Annotated in this window: 15 protein-coding genes; 8 read left to right on the top strand and 7 right to left on the bottom strand. The window is 55.9% G+C overall.

Annotated features, from left to right (window positions below; translation table 11 throughout):
• From DLM45_RS06515 to DLM45_RS06485, 7 genes are all read left to right on the top strand, one after another.
• A complete protein-coding gene (locus DLM45_RS06515) occupies positions 1–3,120 on the top strand; it encodes an efflux RND transporter permease subunit (RefSeq protein ID WP_181336365.1) in 3,120 nt (1,039 codons plus the stop codon).
• Entirely contained in the window at positions 3,096–3,455 is a 360-nt protein-coding gene (locus DLM45_RS06510; RefSeq protein WP_181336364.1) for a DUF3240 family protein, read from the top strand. The genes DLM45_RS06515 and DLM45_RS06510 overlap by 25 nt, the downstream gene beginning before the upstream one ends.
• Before the next feature lie 482 nt (positions 3,456–3,937).
• Positions 3,938–6,076 carry a DUF6311 domain-containing protein gene (locus DLM45_RS06505; protein ID WP_181336363.1) on the top strand — a complete coding sequence of 713 codons (2,139 nt, stop codon included), beginning with the start codon at positions 3,938–3,940 and terminating at the stop codon, positions 6,074–6,076.
• Between the two features lie 110 nt (positions 6,077–6,186).
• Positions 6,187–7,143 (top strand): glycosyltransferase family 2 protein, encoded by a 957-nt coding sequence (locus DLM45_RS06500; protein WP_181336362.1) that lies wholly within the window; start codon positions 6,187–6,189, stop codon positions 7,141–7,143.
• Complete coding sequence (locus DLM45_RS06495) at positions 7,143–7,868, top strand: class I SAM-dependent methyltransferase (protein WP_181336361.1); 726 nt, start codon at positions 7,143–7,145, stop codon at positions 7,866–7,868. The genes DLM45_RS06500 and DLM45_RS06495 overlap by 1 nt, the downstream gene beginning before the upstream one ends.
• The gene (locus DLM45_RS06490) at positions 7,865–8,245 is read left to right on the top strand and encodes a GtrA family protein (protein WP_181336360.1); all 381 of its coding nucleotides are present in this window, start codon (positions 7,865–7,867) and stop codon (positions 8,243–8,245) included. The genes DLM45_RS06495 and DLM45_RS06490 overlap by 4 nt, the downstream gene beginning before the upstream one ends.
• Positions 8,246–8,654: 409 nt before the next feature.
• Positions 8,655–8,807: a hypothetical protein gene (locus tag DLM45_RS06485; protein WP_181336359.1), complete on the top strand. Its 153-nt coding sequence runs from the start codon at positions 8,655–8,657 to the stop codon at positions 8,805–8,807.
• Between the two features lie 201 nt (positions 8,808–9,008).
• On the opposite strand, the gene DLM45_RS06480 is transcribed toward DLM45_RS06485, so the two are convergent.
• From DLM45_RS06480 to DLM45_RS06455, 6 genes are all read right to left on the bottom strand, one after another.
• Positions 9,009–9,950, bottom strand: coding sequence for an HlyD family secretion protein (locus tag DLM45_RS06480; protein ID WP_181336358.1), 942 nt, complete (start codon positions 9,948–9,950; stop codon positions 9,009–9,011).
• Positions 9,947–10,183 carry a DUF3302 domain-containing protein gene (locus tag DLM45_RS06475; RefSeq protein WP_181336357.1) on the bottom strand — a complete coding sequence of 79 codons (237 nt, stop codon included), beginning with the start codon at positions 10,181–10,183 and terminating at the stop codon, positions 9,947–9,949. The genes DLM45_RS06480 and DLM45_RS06475 overlap by 4 nt, the downstream gene beginning before the upstream one ends.
• Positions 10,184–10,212: 29 nt before the next feature.
• The gene (locus DLM45_RS06470) at positions 10,213–11,331 is read right to left on the bottom strand and encodes a DUF1254 domain-containing protein (RefSeq protein WP_181336356.1); all 1,119 of its coding nucleotides are present in this window, start codon (positions 11,329–11,331) and stop codon (positions 10,213–10,215) included.
• Between the two features lie 90 nt (positions 11,332–11,421).
• Positions 11,422–13,224: an arylsulfatase gene (locus tag DLM45_RS06465; protein WP_181336354.1), complete on the bottom strand. Its 1,803-nt coding sequence runs from the start codon at positions 13,222–13,224 to the stop codon at positions 11,422–11,424.
• 66 nt (positions 13,225–13,290) lie between these two features.
• The gene (locus tag DLM45_RS06460; RefSeq protein ID WP_181336352.1) at positions 13,291–14,373 is read right to left on the bottom strand and encodes a DUF3300 domain-containing protein; all 1,083 of its coding nucleotides are present in this window, start codon (positions 14,371–14,373) and stop codon (positions 13,291–13,293) included.
• Positions 14,374–14,392: 19 nt separating this feature from the next.
• Positions 14,393–15,310 carry a formylglycine-generating enzyme family protein gene (locus DLM45_RS06455; RefSeq protein ID WP_246317563.1) on the bottom strand — a complete coding sequence of 306 codons (918 nt, stop codon included), beginning with the start codon at positions 15,308–15,310 and terminating at the stop codon, positions 14,393–14,395.
• 579 nt (positions 15,311–15,889) lie between these two features.
• Here DLM45_RS06455 and DLM45_RS06450 point away from each other — a divergent pair.
• Positions 15,890–16,822, top strand: coding sequence for a SphA family protein (locus DLM45_RS06450; RefSeq protein WP_181336350.1), 933 nt, complete (start codon positions 15,890–15,892; stop codon positions 16,820–16,822).
• Positions 16,823–16,899: 77 nt separating this feature from the next.
• Here DLM45_RS06450 and DLM45_RS16610 read toward each other — a convergent pair whose 3' ends face one another.
• A complete protein-coding gene (locus tag DLM45_RS16610) occupies positions 16,900–17,283 on the bottom strand; it encodes a heavy metal-binding domain-containing protein (RefSeq protein ID WP_181336349.1) in 384 nt (127 codons plus the stop codon).
• Between the last annotated feature and the right edge of the window lie 92 nt (positions 17,284–17,375).

The following is a 17,375-nucleotide window of genomic DNA, read 5'->3' as shown; positions in this document are numbered from 1 at the left end:
ATGCTGAGCAAGCTCGTTGAGGTGTCGCTCGTACAACGCGCATTCGTGTTGTTGTGCACGCTGCTACTTGCTGCGCTGGGCACGCACGCGTTCCTGAATATCCCAGTCGATGCCTTTCCTGACATTTCACCCGTTCAGGTGAAGATCATCATGAAGGCGCCGGGAATGACGCCGGAAGAGGTTGAAACCCGCGTCTTGACCCCGATCGAGCTCGAAGTGCTCGGCATTCCGCGGCAAACGAATCTCCGTTCGGCGGCGAAGTATGCAATTGCCGATATCACGATCGATTTCGAAGATGGCACCGACATCTATTGGGCCCGCCAGCAGGTCGCCGAGCGACTGTCGAACGCGGCTGGCGAGCTGCCGCCGACGATATCGGGCGGTCTCGCGCCGATATCGACGCCGCTTTCCGACGTGTTCATGTTCACAATCGAAGGCGGAGATCTGACGCTTACGCAGCGCCGCGATCTGCTCGACTGGACCATTCGTCCCGCACTCCGCACGATACCCGGCATCGCTGACGTTAACGCGCTGGGCGGCTATGTGCGCACTTTTGAAGTGGTGCCCGACAGTGCGGCGATGGCCAGCACCGGTGTCAGCATCGCTGAGATCAAACAAGCGATCGAACATACCAACCGCAACGACGGCGCCGGCCGGCTTAACGACGGCGAGAAGGCTCTCGTCGTGCGTGCGGAAGGGGCAATCCAAAATCCCTCGGATCTCGGCGAAATCGTCTTGCGGTCGGAAGGCGGGAAGATCTTACGATTGCGAGACGTCGCAACGGTCGCCATCGGCAGTCTGACACGCTACGGCGCCGTTACGAAAGACGGCGCGGGCGAGGCGGTACAAGGATTGGTTTTATCCCTGCGCGGTGCCGACGCGAGCGCCATCGTCAAGGATGTGCGCAAGCGCCTTGATGAGTTAAAGCCCTCGCTGCCCGATGGCGTCGAACTCAAAGCGTTCTATGATCGATCGGACCTCATCAGCCGCGCTGTCGGCACGGTCACCAAGGCACTCCTCGAAGCGACAGTCCTCGTTGTTGTTCTGCTGTTGCTCTTTCTCGGCAACTTGCGCGCCGCAATCGTCGTGGCGCTCACGCTTCCTCTCGCAGCACTTGCTACGTTCGCAATGATGCGCCTGTTCGGCCTGTCCGCAAATTTGATGAGTCTCGGAGGCCTCGCCATCGCCATCGGCCTCATCGTCGATGCTGCAGTGGTGGTGGTCGAAAACACCGTAGAACGGTTGGACCACAATGTAGACAACACGCGCATTCCGGTTCTGCATCACGTCTATCAGGCCGCCGCCGAGGTCGTGATGCCCGTTGCCTCCGGCATCCTCATCATCTGCCTCGTCTTTCTTCCGCTGCTGTCACTGCAAGGTCTTGAGGGCAAGCTGTTTGCCCCAGTCGCGATAACCATCGTCCTGGCGCTGTCGGCATCGCTGTTACTGTCGTTGACGGTCATCCCAGTTCTCTCATCGCTGATGCTACGCGGAAGCGCGCACAAGACGCCGCTGCTTATGCGCATTTTGGAAGGCGGCTATCGGCCGTTGCTTCGCTTCTGTTTGGCGCATCCAACGCCGGTTTACGCATTCGCCCTTCTCGGCGCGGTGGCGATGGTTCTGGCCTATAATGCGGTCGGCAAGACATTCATGCCCTCGATGGACGAGGGCTCCGTCATTATGCAGACATCCAAGCTGCCCTCAGTGAACCTTGCTGAAAGCGCATTGACGGACGGGCGCATTCAGCGCGCGATCATGCAGCAGGTGCCGGAGGTTCAAAACATCGTTGCGCGCGTCGGCTCCGACGAACTCGGCCTCGACCCAATGAGTCCTAACGAGACCGATGCGTTCATGGTGCTGAAGCCGAAGGATGAGTGGGGCGTTCCCGACAAGCAATGGCTGCTGCAAAAATTGCGCACGGCGATGGAAAGCGTGCCGGGTGTCGAATACGCCTTCACCCAGCCGATCGAGATGCGCATCTCTGAAATGCTGACGGGCGCACGCGGCGATCTTGCCGTGAAGATATTCGGGCCCGACCTCAAGGTCCTTGCTGATCTCGCAGGACGCATCCAAGGCGTTCTCACCAACGTTCCGGGCGCCTCCGAGGTGATGACCGCATCCAACGATTCGGTCGATTATCTGCAGATCCAAATGGATCGCATGCGGGCAGGACGCACCGGACTATCCGTCACGCGCCTCCAGGACGAATTACGCGCGCTACTTGAAGGCACACCGGCAGGCATCGTCGCCGAACCCCAGCGGCGCACCAGCATCGTCGTGCGCGGGCCGGAAGCGCTCCGTCAGGCGCCGGAACTCTTCATGCAGAGTCAGCTCACCGCTGGCGACGGCGGTTTGGTGCGTATCGGCGACGTGGCCGAGATGAAGCGCGCTGCCGGACCGGTGAAAGTCGACCGTGAAAATGCGTCCCGTTACGCGATTGTGCAGGCATATGTCTCCGGCCGCGATCTCGTGGGTTACGTGGAGGATGCGCAGAAGCAGGTTGCTGAAAAAGTGCCGCTGCCCGCTGGCTACAGAGTGATTTGGGGTGGCAACTTCGAGAACCAACGTCGTGCCGCAGCCCGCCTCGCCATCGTCGTTCCGATCGCACTCGGCCTGATCTTCCTCGTCCTGTTTGCGACGCTACGCTCGCTGCGCCAGGCGGGCCTCATCTTGGCCAACGTCCCCTTCGCGATGATCGGCGGAATGCTGTCGCTTTGGTTCGCGGGCGAATATCTCTCTGTCCCGGCATCCGTTGGATTTATCGCATTGCTTGGCATTGCGGTGCTGAACGGCCTCGTCCTCGTCACCCACTTCAATCAGCTTCTTGCAGCCGGAATGCCAATTTCAACCGTTGTCGTTGAAGGCGCGCTACGGCGGCTGCGGCCGGTTCTGATGACCGCCAGCATCGCGGCATTCGGGCTTGTGCCGCTGCTCTATGCCAGCGGGCCCGGTTCAGAAATTCAGCGACCGCTCGCCATCGTCGTCATCGGCGGACTGGTGTCGTCGACCGTGCTGACACTGGTGCTGCTTCCAATCCTGTTCCGCCGTTTCGGTGTCGCGCGCGGAGTTGCCGAAAGCGAGTCGCGGAGACTGACGTGGACCAATCCCCTTGCAAACTGACGCTCGTCTATCCGCCAGCCGCGGAAGACGTCATCGTCGATTTGATGCTGAATGCGGAGCCGCCGCTCACTGGCTTCACCACGTGGCGAGCCGATGGTCATGGTCACGACTTCGACACGGCAAGCATCCGTGAACGCGTGCGCGGCCGCATAGCGCGGGGTGTGCTTATCGTGATCCTCAGCCGCACGCGTTTGCCCGTGCTTCTGCAGCAGATCGCAACGCGCGCAACGATTGAAAACCTTGTCTATTGGGTTGAACCCGTCGAAGCTTTCGGCCGCCTAACCGCGGTTATCGATCCCCCTGCCGGTGAACCGCCACAGCAATCGACAGAATGATCTGCGAACGAGCGCTTCGAAATCGCGAAGCCAGTTTCTTGCAGGGCCTCTGCTAGCGGCTTTGCTGCACTTCCTGCTCGGCATTCCACTGAACAACTTCGCATTGCGTCACGATAAACGCGACAGCTACCGCCAAGACGAGCGCGGTCAGGTGGGGAAGATAGCGGCGCATAGATCTATTCCTGGGTTATTTTCGAGCGAAGCAAGTCACGTGACGCGGATGGAAAGCGCCGAGGCCCACAAGTTTGTGGGCGCGGCGCGGGTTATGTTTTGAGACTTCGCACACCTGAGACGCCGTGAGTACTATTTCGCCGCTTCTTGTCTAATCCAGAACTTATTTGCTTGGCTTCGTCTACCGGTAGTACGCGCTTCCCAAGTCTGCGCGCCCTACTGAGTGTGGAACCCTGTCCCGTTCACCGAGCGAGGGACCATGAAAATACTCGACGCCCTCAGTAGCCTTAACTACATCAGCAGGCGACATGATGGGAAAGATGTTCCTGATGAAGGTAGTATCGTCGCGAGCAATGCAGATTGCTCCGCCAATTTTGCTTGGCATCGCGGTCAGTTTGCTCCTATTGCCGATTCAGATCTTGAACCCGACCAACATAAGCTGGCTCGGCGACGGTGACTGGGCAGCAAATTATTTGGGGTGGGAGTTCTTCCGCCAGAGCGCCTGGGGCTGGCCGCTGGGATCGAACCCAAGATATGGGCTGGAAATTTCGAACTCGGTTGTTTATTCCGATTCAAACCCGTTATTGGCTTTAGTATTTAAGCCGATTTCAAGTCTGTCATCTCAACCATTCCAATATTTTGGGTTATGGATTTATGCCTGCGTAATATTGCAGGCATGGTTTGCCTGGCTATTGACAGGATTAGCAACGCGTTCAGTATTTTTGCGATTGCTTGCGACGAGCTTCTTTGTATTTGCGCCGCCATTCTGGTTCAGATTCGGCCACGTCAATCTAATATGCCATTTTTTGATTTTGGCGGCGCTATATCTTGCGCTGACGAAGAATAAGAACAAGCCGATCCTTTGGGCAATCCTTTTAGGGGCTGCGGTCAGCGTCCATTTTTATGTCGCGAGTATGTTATTCGTCATCTGGGGTGCCGACCTCTGGGCACGACTAAGCAGCGAGGCGAGGGCACGACCCGATCGAGCTAGCATTCTACGCGAGATTGCTTCGACGCTAGTTTTAGTGGGTCTCGTCGGATGGACGGTTGGCTACTTCACGGTCGGAGGTGACGTCGGCTCCGGAGGTTTCGGCTATTACAGAATGAATCTTCTTTCGCCGGTTGATCCAAACAATTGGTCTTACGTGCTGAAAGACATCAAGGGCGGACCAGGAGACTACGAGGGATTTAATTATTTTGGTCTCGGCGTAATTATTCTCGCGCTGTTTGCGATTCCATTTATAATTCGAGAGTGGGAATTTATCTCCGGAGAAATTTACAAGCGACGGTATTTGTTCGTTGTTATGTTTCTTCTTACGTGCTTCGCGGTGTCCCATAATATCGCCATCGGGGGATTTGAATATCATCTCTGGCTTCCACATAGGGTGGTGAAGGCGCTATCTATACTGAGAAGCTCCGGAAGGTTCTTCTGGCCGGTATATTATTTGCTTCTTTTTGGCTTGATCGTATTCACGCTGAAAGCGAATTCGGCGCGCCAGGCAGCTATTCTTCTTTCTCTCGCGCTGGCGGTGCAGATTATAGATACGCACGGTGGGCGAAGCAAAATTACAGGCGTGCTTGCTGCTGAAGTCGGCCCGCAACTGAAAACATCTCTGGCTGATAGTTTCTGGAACAAGGCGGGTGAGCGCTACGCCAAAGTGCGGCGGCTGCCCGCAAGTAACATGTCTTCGAGCTGGAGGGACATCAGTTACTTTGCCAGCGTCCACAATATGAGTACCGATGCGGTGTATCTGGCGAGATGGAACGAGGCCAGAATGAGCGCGCTCCGAGCGCGCGGTCCCGATGCTGTTCGTACCGGTACTTATGATTCGGATACGCTGTACGTTCTCGACGATTCTCTAATTGCTTTGGCTCAAGGGTCCGTTCGTGCGCAGACTGACATGCTGGCCCGCATAGACGGCCTTAACATCGTAGCGCCCGGATGGAATCTCTGTGGCGAGTGTAACAAGTCGTATCCATCGCCAGATGCACACATAAGGTTAGCCGTCGGCGAAAAGGTATCCTTCGCTGCTCAGCCCCCCGCTGGCCAGAAGAAGTTGGGTCAGAGTTATCTCGCCAAGGGATGGTCGCATCAAGAACCGAGTCTGATCTGGTCAAATGGCACGGAGGCGAGAATTGTGATTCCTGTCACATCTCCAGACATCAAGCATATAGAGCTGGAACTCGGGGCGTTCGTCACAGCCAATCATCCGTCTCAGAAGGTTTCAGTCTCTCTCAACGGCGAGCCAACTCTGGAAACAACGCTGCTCAAGACCGATCCAACGATCATCAAAATACCGATTTCGGATGCAGTTTCGCAGTCTCTCACGTTGAAGCCTGTGCTCGAACTCAATCTCGCACTGCCGGACGCGATTGCGCCAAACGAGATCGGCGTCAGCAAGGACCCGCGACGTCTGGCAGTAAATTTGCGAAGTCTCGTGTTAAAATAGTTCGAGTTGGATCCCGAACTACGGCCGCCTTGACGGTCTCTTGAGTGAAGCGCATCTCTGGATGCGCATCGCGCGAAGACAGGCTCATTTGCCTACGAAGGCTCTCCGAAATGATCGAATCTAAAAAGAAGATCTCTCTTGTTGTGCCTGTCTTTAACGAAGAGCATGCGCTAGACGCGTTCTTTACGCGTACGGATCACGTGTTTCGCACGTCAGATATTTTGCAGAAGTTTGATGTCGAGTACGTGTTCGTAAACGATGGCAGTACGGATCGAACGCTCGAATTATTGAGCGGGCTCGTTGCCTCCCGGCCGAATGTCGTGGTTCTCGATTTTTCGCGAAACTTCGGTAAGGAAGCCGCCCTCACCGCCGGGCTTGACTCTGCGACGGGAGACGCAATCATCCCCATCGACGCCGACTTGCAGGATCCTCCAGAGCTAATCCCACAAATGGTAGAGCTCTGGTTGAGTGGCAATGAAGTTGTGCTGGCGAGACGGAGTGATCGAAAGTCAGATCATCCGCTAAAGCGAAACACAGCACGGCTTTTCTATCGATTGCACAATTCGATTTCCGACATAGCGATACCCCCAGACGTTGGAGACTATCGACTTATGGACCGCATGGTGGTCGATGCTTTGAAGCGTCTGCCGGAAAACAAGCGATTCATGAAGGGGCTTTTCGCGTGGGTCGGCTTCAAGACCACCTTCATTGATTACACGCGAGAAGCACGATGCGGCGGCGACAGTAAATTCGCAGGTTGGGCGCTTTGGCGACTCGCCGTCGAGGGCTTTACAAGTTTCAGCACGGTGCCGCTGGTCGTCTGGTCCTATGTCGGCACTTTTATTTCAACGATATCGTTCGCGTTCGGTCTAACCATCGTGCTGCAGAAGATGTTTTGGGATATCAGCATCCCGGGCTATGCCGCGCTTGCTAGCGCGATTTTCTTTCTTGGCGGTGTTCAGTTGATTGGCATCGGAATTATCGGAGAATACCTCGGGCGCGTGTACTTCGAAGCTAAAGGGCGACCGGTCTATCTTGTGCGGAAGACATTGCGGAGCCCGGTCTAATGGAGCAGTTCGCCTATCGCGAGATGGCTGAAGCCGAAAATGCGCATTGGTGGTTTGTCGGCCGTCGCAAGATCATAGAGAGCGTCCTTGCGGGGTTAGAGTTGCCCAAAAGCGCTTCCATTCTTGAAGTCGGGGCAGGGACTGGCGGCAACCTTTCGTTATTGCAGCGCTTTGGGCATGTCCAAGCAATGGAGCTTGACGCGTATGCCCGAGACTTCGCGAACAAGCGAAGTGGCGTTCTTGTCGTTGAGGGCCGCCTGCCGGACAACTTGCCCTTCGAAGAGAAGCAGTTTGATCTCATATGCCTGTTCGACGTGCTTGAGCATGTCAAACCGGACGTCGAATCTTTGAAAGCGATCTCGCGCCTGCTGAAGCCAGACGGTCGAATCGTGATCACCGTGCCGGCGTATCAATGGATGTGGAGCGAGCATGACGTGACGCTTCATCACTTTCGGCGATATTCGGTGGCAACCTTGCAGCAGACTTTAAGTGCCGCGGCGCTTCAGTCCGAGCGGTTAACGCACTTCAACGCGTTGCTATTTCCTCTCGCGCTGATCGTGAGAGCCGCAAATTCAATTTTCAAAAGTAGCCGCTCGCCAGGAACGAAGATGCCGAGCCCACTCGTGAATGCGCTGCTCCTAAAAGTATTCTCCAGCGAGCGACATATTCTGCGCTTCGGTGGCTTGCCCTTTGGGCTTTCGCTTCTGGCCATCGCGAAGCTATGAGCGATCTCGCGAGGTTGGCGAGGTTTGCAGTTTCAGGCAGCGCATCAACGGCAACCCATATCGCGATTGCGTGGAGCTGCATCCAACATCTCGGGATCAGTCCGCCTCTCGCCAACGGCATAGCATTCAGTTGTGCGACGCTCGTTTCCTGCGTTCTAAACACGCGCTGGACCTTCGCGACGCAATGGTCGCGGAAAAAGGTGTTTCGCTTTCTTGTCGTGACGTTTTGCATGGCGCTCGTGAGCATGGCGCTCGCATACGTCGTGGAACTGGTAGGTCTGTCTTACGTGGTCGGCATCGCCGCCATCGTGATTTTTGTCCCGCCGATGACATACATCCTTCACGCCTCGTGGACGTACCGCGACGACATCGCCTGATCGCATTGTGTTGCTTGCGAATGCTCAACGCGTCGGTGCGACCTCGTATCCATCCCCTGCGTCAATCGGACGAGGTTGGAAAACACATCGGAACACCCATGCAGACTTACCGGCCGCTTCGATCAGATCCGAACGGCGTGAATTCTTCGCCTGGTGCAATGGCATTTGAAGCGCGCCATAAGGCCTGTAGAATTGCCGCGGTATTAACGGATCGTTAGTGCGCGCAAATGCGCTAGGCCATATTACGTATAGGTCCCCGTTAAACTGCCTTTAATTGCCAATTAAAGCGCTGCATAAAAAAGATATGTGGACGTTTTGTTGCACCTTGCAGCGTAAAATGCCCCATTTTAAAAGTCAAAAATCGTTCCTACATAAAAGACATCCATCCTGGACTATATGGGAGATGAAGATGTCTGAGTTCACATTGCTAATCCTCGTAGGGGCTTCGTGTGTGATGCTTTTCGGCTATCTCGCCAACGTCTTTGCATTTCTATCTGCAGACCGTTTTCCGATTCTGAGATTGCTTGATGGCAAGCCAGTGGTCGCTAAGATGATCTCGTAAGAAGAACTGCAGGGTTGAGGCCCTTCCAACTTCGTTCCACCACGGACGGAGCGTCCGACTGAGGGATGCTCCGTCATTGTAACAAGTGCTGCTAATGCCCATATAGAGATTAGGACCGCCTGATTGGCCCAATGTTGGCTTGGATAGAGGATGCACCAAGCATCCACGCGCCGTCGTCGCGAGCAGCCGTCTTTCTCGAGATCAATAAGGATTGATGTAATTGGTGATAGCGATCATGCGCAGCATGACGCGACGGATCACATGGGTCGCTTGTACGTGATCGGTGAAGATCGCGGCATCCCCGGTGGCGCCGGCCGGGAGTTTTGAAGCCAGCGATTGATCGTCGAGCAAGATTCGAACGACGAAAGGCGTAGACACAATCTCTTTCGGCGTGACCGCCAGACCCGAGATCTGGGTCTGTCCGGTCGATAGCGCCTGCAACACGGTTTCTACTTTGCCAGTGAAGACGTGGCCGGGGAGAAACTTGAATGTCACCTCCACAGTCTGCCCGGGTGCAATGTAGCGGGCGTAGATCTGCGGTATCTCAGTGACAAGAATGGTATCCGACGTATCGACGAAAGCCATTGCGGGCGAGAGCGGAAGCGATGTGACGCGCGCGCCCTTGCGCAGCGCCAGGTTCGTCACATAGCCGTCGGCGGGCGCACGCACGGTAGTCTTTTCGAGGTTCCATTTCGCGCCCTCAATCTGCGCCTTCAGCTGGTCGACCTCCGCCTGCCTTTGCTCGACATCGAACCGTCTGCCTGCAGCTTTTTCGGCGAGTTCTGTCATCTGCCCCAACCGCAGTGTTGAAAGCGCGAGTTGCGCCTCAAGGACCTTCACCTGCGCTTCAAACGGCACGGGATCAATTTTGAACAGCACGTCGCCTTGCTTCAGGGGAACGTTCGGCTTCACCGGGACGTCGAACACCTCGCCCGCTACGTCCGGTGTTATCGCAACGGAATGTCGGCCGACGACCAGCGGCCCAGACGGAGCGCCCCAGCCCATCGGGATGAATAATCCCACGAGCAATGCCAGCAGGACGAGGACAGGCGAGATTTTCCAAAAGAGGTTGAAGGGGACGACCTTAAGCCAGACGAGCACAAAGAGCAGGAGTAGGTATCCGTTAAACAGGAAAGCAATCATCGGCTGCTCCCCTGCTTAGGAACATCGACGTAGGCCCAGATCAGAGCAACAGGCCAAAGCACGAAGCCGCAGATCAACGTCACCCAGCCCGCAACCTCAACGGCTCGCGCCCAGGGATGGTTACGCGCTTTCGCGATGTAGCCCGGCGCCATCGCCATCGCGATGAATACCGCGACGGCGGAGGCGATAAGAAAGAGGAGGACGAACCAGGCAAAATAATCAATGAACGACACAGGCTCACTCCCGGGCTCAAGGCTTTGCGCTAGTTTTTTCCATCTCCGCTACTTGCGCCGGTCGCAGCGCCATCACCGCTCTCAGCAAGCCGTGGCTCGGGGAACGTCCACGAACCATCGAGAACTGCAGTCTGAGGCTGGTAGAGGCGCACTGTATAGTTCCAGCCGGGCGTGATCGGCAGGCAGTTCGCGATTCTGCCGTCGCAGCCGCCAAACTGGATATCGACCGAACCGTCAGCAGACTTTTGCGCCGTGACGTTGTTGAGCGAGTAGGCGTTGTACTCGTTTTTTTGCAGGTAACCCTCACCGTTGTAGACCGTGACCGACCAGAAGCCATCGACCGGCACATCTTTGACGTCGAGCTTATAGACCGCCGTGCCATCGTTCTTCGCGGGGGCGAAGCTCAGATACGTTGCATCCTTATCGGGATTTCCACCCCATCCAGCGGCCGTCGCGATGAGATGGCGGACGGGATCGACTTCGTCCTTGGTCCCAAAGGCATTCTTGAAACCACCCGTATATTGGGCGAGTACGAGAAGCGCATCATGAATCTTCTTTTGCGAGACCGGATCCCAGTTGGGCACTTCGAAGACACCGGCGGCTTTCTGATCAACCTTGATCGAGTCCTGTAGGGCGTGCACCTGCTTCACGTCGTCTTCGTTGTTGGGATCGACCAACGTTCGAATTCCTACGGTCATGTACCGTGTGCCAACATTCTCTCGGGTCAGTGTGTGCTCCCCTGGGCCGTAATAGACGGCGGGAACGTAGTGATCCTCATTGATGATCTGCAGCGACATGAAGCGTTTGCCCGCGTCCGGCATCGCAATCGTCACAGGTCCTGCGTCGAGGTCGAATACGCCGAAGGAATAGAGCGTGTCGCGGTTCATGCGGATGACCGTCTGTTGGTCGACCGGCGTAGGCTCGCGATTGTGCTTCAACGTGCCGAAGTCCCCGTCTTTGATGGCATTGGCCATGTACACGTCGGACTCCGCGCGGGCGAACTTGTCGAGCGTAACAGGCACCACGTCGGACGATGCGCCGCCGGATTTACTGTCCTCCGCAGAGGCCAGGCGTACCTCGCCCGTAATAACCGGCGCCACGCAGATGGCGATTGCAACAATCGCTCCATTCAGCAAGCTATTCCCCATGACTCAGTCTCCTCTCGATATTGTTCATCTGTTTGCGTCGCGATAGTATGTGTACAAATCGCCGTGCTCATCACGAGAGCGCCTATGCGGTTACGGCCCGCCTTGCAGTCGCTCGTCGATCATTCTGTTCAGGCCGCCGCGAATGCGATCAAGGTCGAGTGACTTCTTGAAAGCTTCCTTCCGTTTGATCTGATCCATCTCGTCACTCAGCAAGTTTGCAGGATTGAAACTTGGCGGAAAGGATCGAGGAGGAAAATCTTTGAACGAGGCCGCGAACTCAAAGACATCATCCATCGTCCCGTAAATCGATCCGACTTCGTTCAAATTCCAATCCCAATACGTGTTGGATGTTATGTCGGCGCGCTCAAACGGGTCCTGAAAGAGATTGAAAATTTTCTGCAGGCGCAGAGTCGTGAACGGTTCCGCCCAGACTTCCATCGTTCCAGGCGAACGCTGCTCCGAATACACGAATTTCATATCGCCCTTGCGATAGGCGACCAGCAAACCGTCGTCATTCGAATAGAAGAACCGGTCTCGCGCGCTCTTCGTGCCGTTATTATTCGCCGCCGACCCTTCGACGTTCTGCAGGAATGCCGATTGATCGTGCCCATCGAGGTGAACTTTGTAGTTTATGCCGTTGGCGGTGTATCCGGCCTTCAGTTTGCTAACGACGTCCGGCTCCCCCGCTATGGCGCAGAGCGTCGGTATCCAATCGTTGTGGCTCATCAGCTCGTTGGTGACTGTTCCAGGCCTGATGTGTCCCGGCCAACGGACAAGGCACGGAACGCGAAAGGCGCCTTCCCAGTTGGTGTTTTTCTCCGAGCGAAACCAGGTCATGGCGCCATCTGGCCATGTGTTCATGTGAGGGCCGTTGTCACTCGAATAAACGACGATGGTGTTGTCGGCGATGCCCAGGTCATCGAGTGTCTTGAGGATGGTGCCAATCGTATCGTCGTGCTCCATCATGCCGTCGATGTATTCACTGTCTCCGTGGGTATAGCGGCTACGATGACCAGCACGGACGTGCGTACGCAAATGCATACGCGTGGAATTGAACCAGCAGAAGAATGGCTTGCCCGCCGAGTTCTGCCGCTTGATGAAGTCGATGGCGGCGCTTGATGTCTCGTCGTCGATCGTCTCCATCCGCTTCTTTGTGAGAGCGCCGGTGTCCTCGATCGTTTGCTTGCCGATCTTTCCAAATCGCGGATCGATGGTGGGGTCGTCGACGTTCGTCGCTTTGCATTTCAGAACGCCACGAGGACCAAATTTGGCGCGATATGCAGGATCTTTCGGATAGTCCGGCAGCTCTGGTTCTTCCTCGGCATTGAGGTGATAGAGGTTGCCGAAAAACTCGTCGAAACCGTTGACGGTCGGAAGAGATTCATTGCGATCGCCGACATGGTTTTTACCGAACTGGCCCGTCGCGTATCCGAGATTCTTGAGCAATCCTCCAATTGAAGGATCGAGCTGGCTCATCCCCATCGGCGCTCCGGGAAAGCCGACCTTGCTCAGGCCGCTGCGCATGATGTGTTGGCCGGTGAGAAATGCGGATCGTCCTGCCGTACAGGATTGCTCGCCATAGTAGTGTTGAAACTTCAGTCCCTCTTTCGCGATGCGATCGATATTCGGCGTTTCATATCCCATCAGCCCGTTGGAGTAGGCGCTGAGGTTGGCAATGCCGATATCATCGCCCCACAGAATAAGAATGTTAGGTTTGCCATTGGCGGAACTTGAAACCGCCGATTGCGGAGACGTTTGTTTGGTATCGTCCGCATTCGAGCGAGAAGAGCTCATCGCGGCGAGCGTCAACAACGATGCGCCGCTCAGGAGAATATTGCGACGGTCAAGTGCAAGCGTCTCTTGGTTCGAGTTGGAGTCGGAGGAAACAGGCATGGTTCGTCATCCTTTGCTTATCTCCCCTCCCTTCGTTTCTACTTCCAGTCGCCCGTGATGATGGATCTACCGGCGTCTGCCTCCTCCCCGCCGGACGCCGCCACGATGGGGTGCGGCAGACTTGAAATGGCGCGCGGGCCTGGCTACGTGGCCGCCGCCTCGCCTTTCAAAATTTCTGGCCGCGCCACCACCGCGTCGATGTGCGGGTCGAACGTTGCCTTTCTTTGCGGGTGAGAAATTTCTTCCGCTTTGCCGAAGCTGGGCACCTTGATCGACTTTCGCTTTGGCGCCCGGACGACCGCCGTCATGCAGGCGTTTTTCAATTTGAGCGCGGTTGAAATTCTTGTCCCCGCGCTTGAAATCGCCGCGATGTTTTGGATCGTGCTTCCAAACGTTGTTGCTGATGTTGCGACGGTTGACGTCGATCCGGTTCCAACGGTTCGTGTCGATGTCGATGCGGCGGTTATGCCAGTCCCAGTGGTTCCAGCCCCAAATACCGCTGGCGATGGCAATGCCAGTTGCGCCCCAGAAAAATCCGTCGGTGAATACAGCGCCCGGATAGCCCCAGTAGTAGGGCGGGTAGTCCGGATACCACCACGACCCGTAGACGACCGAAGGCTCATAAATCGGCACGTACACGGTGTCCGGGTTGGCCGGCCGAATAATGTACGCCCCATCCTGACGCGTCACTGTCTGTTGTGAATTGGTTCTGAGATGACCGCTCGAGTCCGCTTTCGATCGCAGGAATTGGACCTGATCCATCACCTGGTCTTGTTGAGCGAGGAAGGCATTGCCGAGATTCTGCGTCCAATCGAGTTGGTCGCTCATCATTTTCAGAACATCGGGAAATTGCACGATAGCTTTGATGCTGGGATCCCATGTCTTGGATTTCAGTGCGTCGACGAGCGCTTCTCCTTGCAAACTCGCGTTCTCCGGCACGGATCGCCAGCGCTCCGCCTCGACCACATCAAGCGGGTACGTTGCGGCCATAAGAACGTTGGATAAGAGGTCGTCAGGGTAAAGCGCAATTGGCGCCAGCATCTGGTCGAGCTGCTGCTTTGTGAATTTCTGGTCGTCCGCTCGCGATGGCGCAGCGCCAATCATGACGAAGATGAGAAGCACAAAAAGAGACCTGACGAATACTTTCATTATCCCTCGCAAATAGCTTTCAGTTCGCGTGTCGTACGACACAGCGAAATCCGACATGGCATGTTGACGTATCGATGGGTTCGGCGTGGCGCGCGGCCGGCCTGTAACGCCGGCAATAGTTCGGTGCACAGAGATGAGAGCCGCCCTTGAGGACCTTCCGCGGAATGCGGACATCCGGCTGAGACGGATCCAAGCTTTGATCCTCGCGGGGGCCGCGAGGGTTCTTCGGAATACAACAAGTTTTCTGAGCGTCAGCGGGATGCTTCGGTGCATACCAATCGCTGGTCCATTCCCAGACATTGCCGATCATGTCGCAAATGCCGTAACCGTTTGGCGGAAATGCTTTGACCGGAGACGTGCGTTCGTAGCCGTCGAGCTTCAGGTTCTCGCCCGGGAAATTGCCCTGCCAGGTATTGGCCATATGTTGACCGCTGGGGTTTAGCTCGTCGCCCCAAGCGAATTCAGCTCCGTCGATACCGCCGCGTGCGGCGAACTCCCATTCCGCTTCCGTCGGCAGTTCTTTTCCAGCCCACCGCGCGTAAGCTTCCACATCGCAATAGGCGACATGGACGACAGGATGTTGATCGAGCCCCTTGATCGAGCTGCCGCGCCCGTAAGGTTGGCGCCAATTGGCCCCGAAACGAAACTCCCACCATTGTCCCCAATTGCGCAGGTCGATTTTACCCGGCGGCGAATTGAAGACGAGCGAGCCCGCCTTGAGCATATGCGGCAAGGCGCCGGGATAATCGCTCGCGTTCGGCGCCTTTTCTGCGAACGAAACGTAGTTGGTCTCTTCGACGAAGCGAGCGAACTCAGCGTTCGTTACCGGCGTCTGATCGATCCAGAATGAATCGACGCTGACGCGGTGCGCAGGCGCCTCCTCGGGATAGTGATGATTAGATCCCATACGGAACGTTCCGCCAGGAACGAACACCATGCCGTCGCGGCCTTCGACTCTGGTGGCATTGCCAGGGTCCAGCAGTCTGCAATCTTGGGAAGAAGCGTTTTGGTTCATCGCATCATCCGCCGCTGGAAAATAGCTGCGGAAACAGAGACTGCGATGGGAATGAAAAATGACCGGCAGCGGTTGGCCCGCGCCGGATCTCAGATAGAGAACTCATTTCTTGTATTCGCATGGCCGAACACGCGCTGGCATGCGTAGCACCCACCCGTCCGGCAGCGAAAGGACGCTCGCACATACTTTTAGTCAATCGAATTCGTTGTTGCAGCGTAATGCGGATAGGGATCTGGTAAATGAATTCATATGCTCAAAGATCGAAACGCCGCTGAATTAAAAATAGAATTTCTCGCAAGTTGCTTTGCAGCTCGGAAGCCGTTGTGGTGTCTCGACGCCGAACAGAAAATGCAATTTCCCGAGAAAAGGGGGAGGCGAGACAGGCGCCGGTCGGCTCGCTCATTTTGATCGATCGTGACGTCGGCGCCACAGATTGAGCCGCCGTTTGCCAGTACACTGAGCGAGAGTGCGTTTGCGTCTTTTCAGGAGGGGAGCCTTGAAATGCGCATACTCATCGCCGTCATGCTATTCGCGCTGGTGGGGGTATCCGGCGTATCGCCTGCGGTGTCGGATGAGGCAGGGTTTTCGACTTATGGATTAGGCAGCTCGGCATTCGATGCCGGAGTTACGCCGCCAGCGGGCACTTACATAACTTTTGGCAGCGGGTTTTATTCCGGAAAGATCGGCGGCGCCGTCACCTTAGGTGACGTCACTCTCAATGCGGGCGCCCGCGTGGATTTCTTTCAAGCCTTTATCAATGGCCTTTATGTTCCCGATCAGAAAGTCCTCGGGGGCAACTTCGGACTTTCGGTGACCATCCCGACCGGCCACATACGCATGAACGCGGAGGTGAGCGCTCCCCCCTTGCCAGCAGTCGAGCGGGAGACGTCTGGCTGGGGACTGGGCGATATCACCACAAAAGCACAACTCGGATGGCAGGTCGGAAATTTTGCGCACACGGCTTACGTTCAGGTCGTCGCGCCGAGCGGAAGATACGCAGTCGGGTTTCAACCAGATATCGGCCTAAATCGCCCAGGGATTGATACGGGATGGTCCTTCACTTGGACTGAGAAGGCGTCGAAATTTCAGGTCAACGGCAAACTTGGAGTTACGTTCAATTTCGAGAACACGTTGACGAATTATCAGAGCGGCACAGACTTTCACTTTGAGTGGGCGGTTGGACAGGAGGTTTGCCCCGGCTTGGTCGTTGGAGTCGGCGGGTATGACTTCCGCCAACTGACGGCCGATTCTGGTTCCGGCGCGATCCTTGGGCCCTTCAAAGGAACCGTCGACGCAATTGGTCCCGCATTCAGTTACACCACTCTGATTGACAAGACGCCGGTCATTCTCAGCGGCCACTTCTACCAGGAGTTCAACGCCAAGAAGCGGTGGGAAGGCAATTCGAGCATGCTTTCTGCAACCGTAAGATTCTGAGTTCTTCAACGGCTGCAAGCACCGTGCATCGATATTTCAACGTGATAGCGCAGCCTCTCCCAACTGTGCCAACCGCATCAATCTATGTATTTCACAGCTAACCCCGTGCCGGTGATGCTTCCATAACTCCAAAACGAGAGAGGTTCTTCCTGGTATTTGACGTTGATGACGGCATTCGCGCCGAGCTCAAGAGCTTGGCGCTTCATGACTCTCGCGACGTCAAACTTGCCGACGTACGCGTATTGCGGATGCCCTCTTTTCCTATAGACGGACAATTCCTTGATGGCCTTGTATTTGCGGGTAGGCTGCCCTTCTATAGCCTCAACGCTATCTTCCGGTTTCTTCAAAAAGTCCGGTGTTGAATTTGCCGAGCACCCGCCAAAAGCGAGCATCAAAATCAGCGCGGTCGTTTTGTAGCTATAGCCCATCAATGCCCCCGCATTTTCAAATGGCGTTAGCACGGTTCTTGCCGCTTATTTCATTCGGAGCAGCCGCTTTCCCCAGCACATTGGTCGAGGATTGCCTTCTAGGCGGGTAAACTTTTAAGCGCACT

Source organism: Hyphomicrobium methylovorum (assembly GCF_013626205.1).
GTDB classification, from domain to species: domain Bacteria; phylum Pseudomonadota; class Alphaproteobacteria; order Rhizobiales; family Hyphomicrobiaceae; genus Hyphomicrobium_B; species Hyphomicrobium_B methylovorum.
Note: the sequence above shows the minus strand (reverse complement) of the source record. Positions and strands in the feature narration are given on the sequence as shown.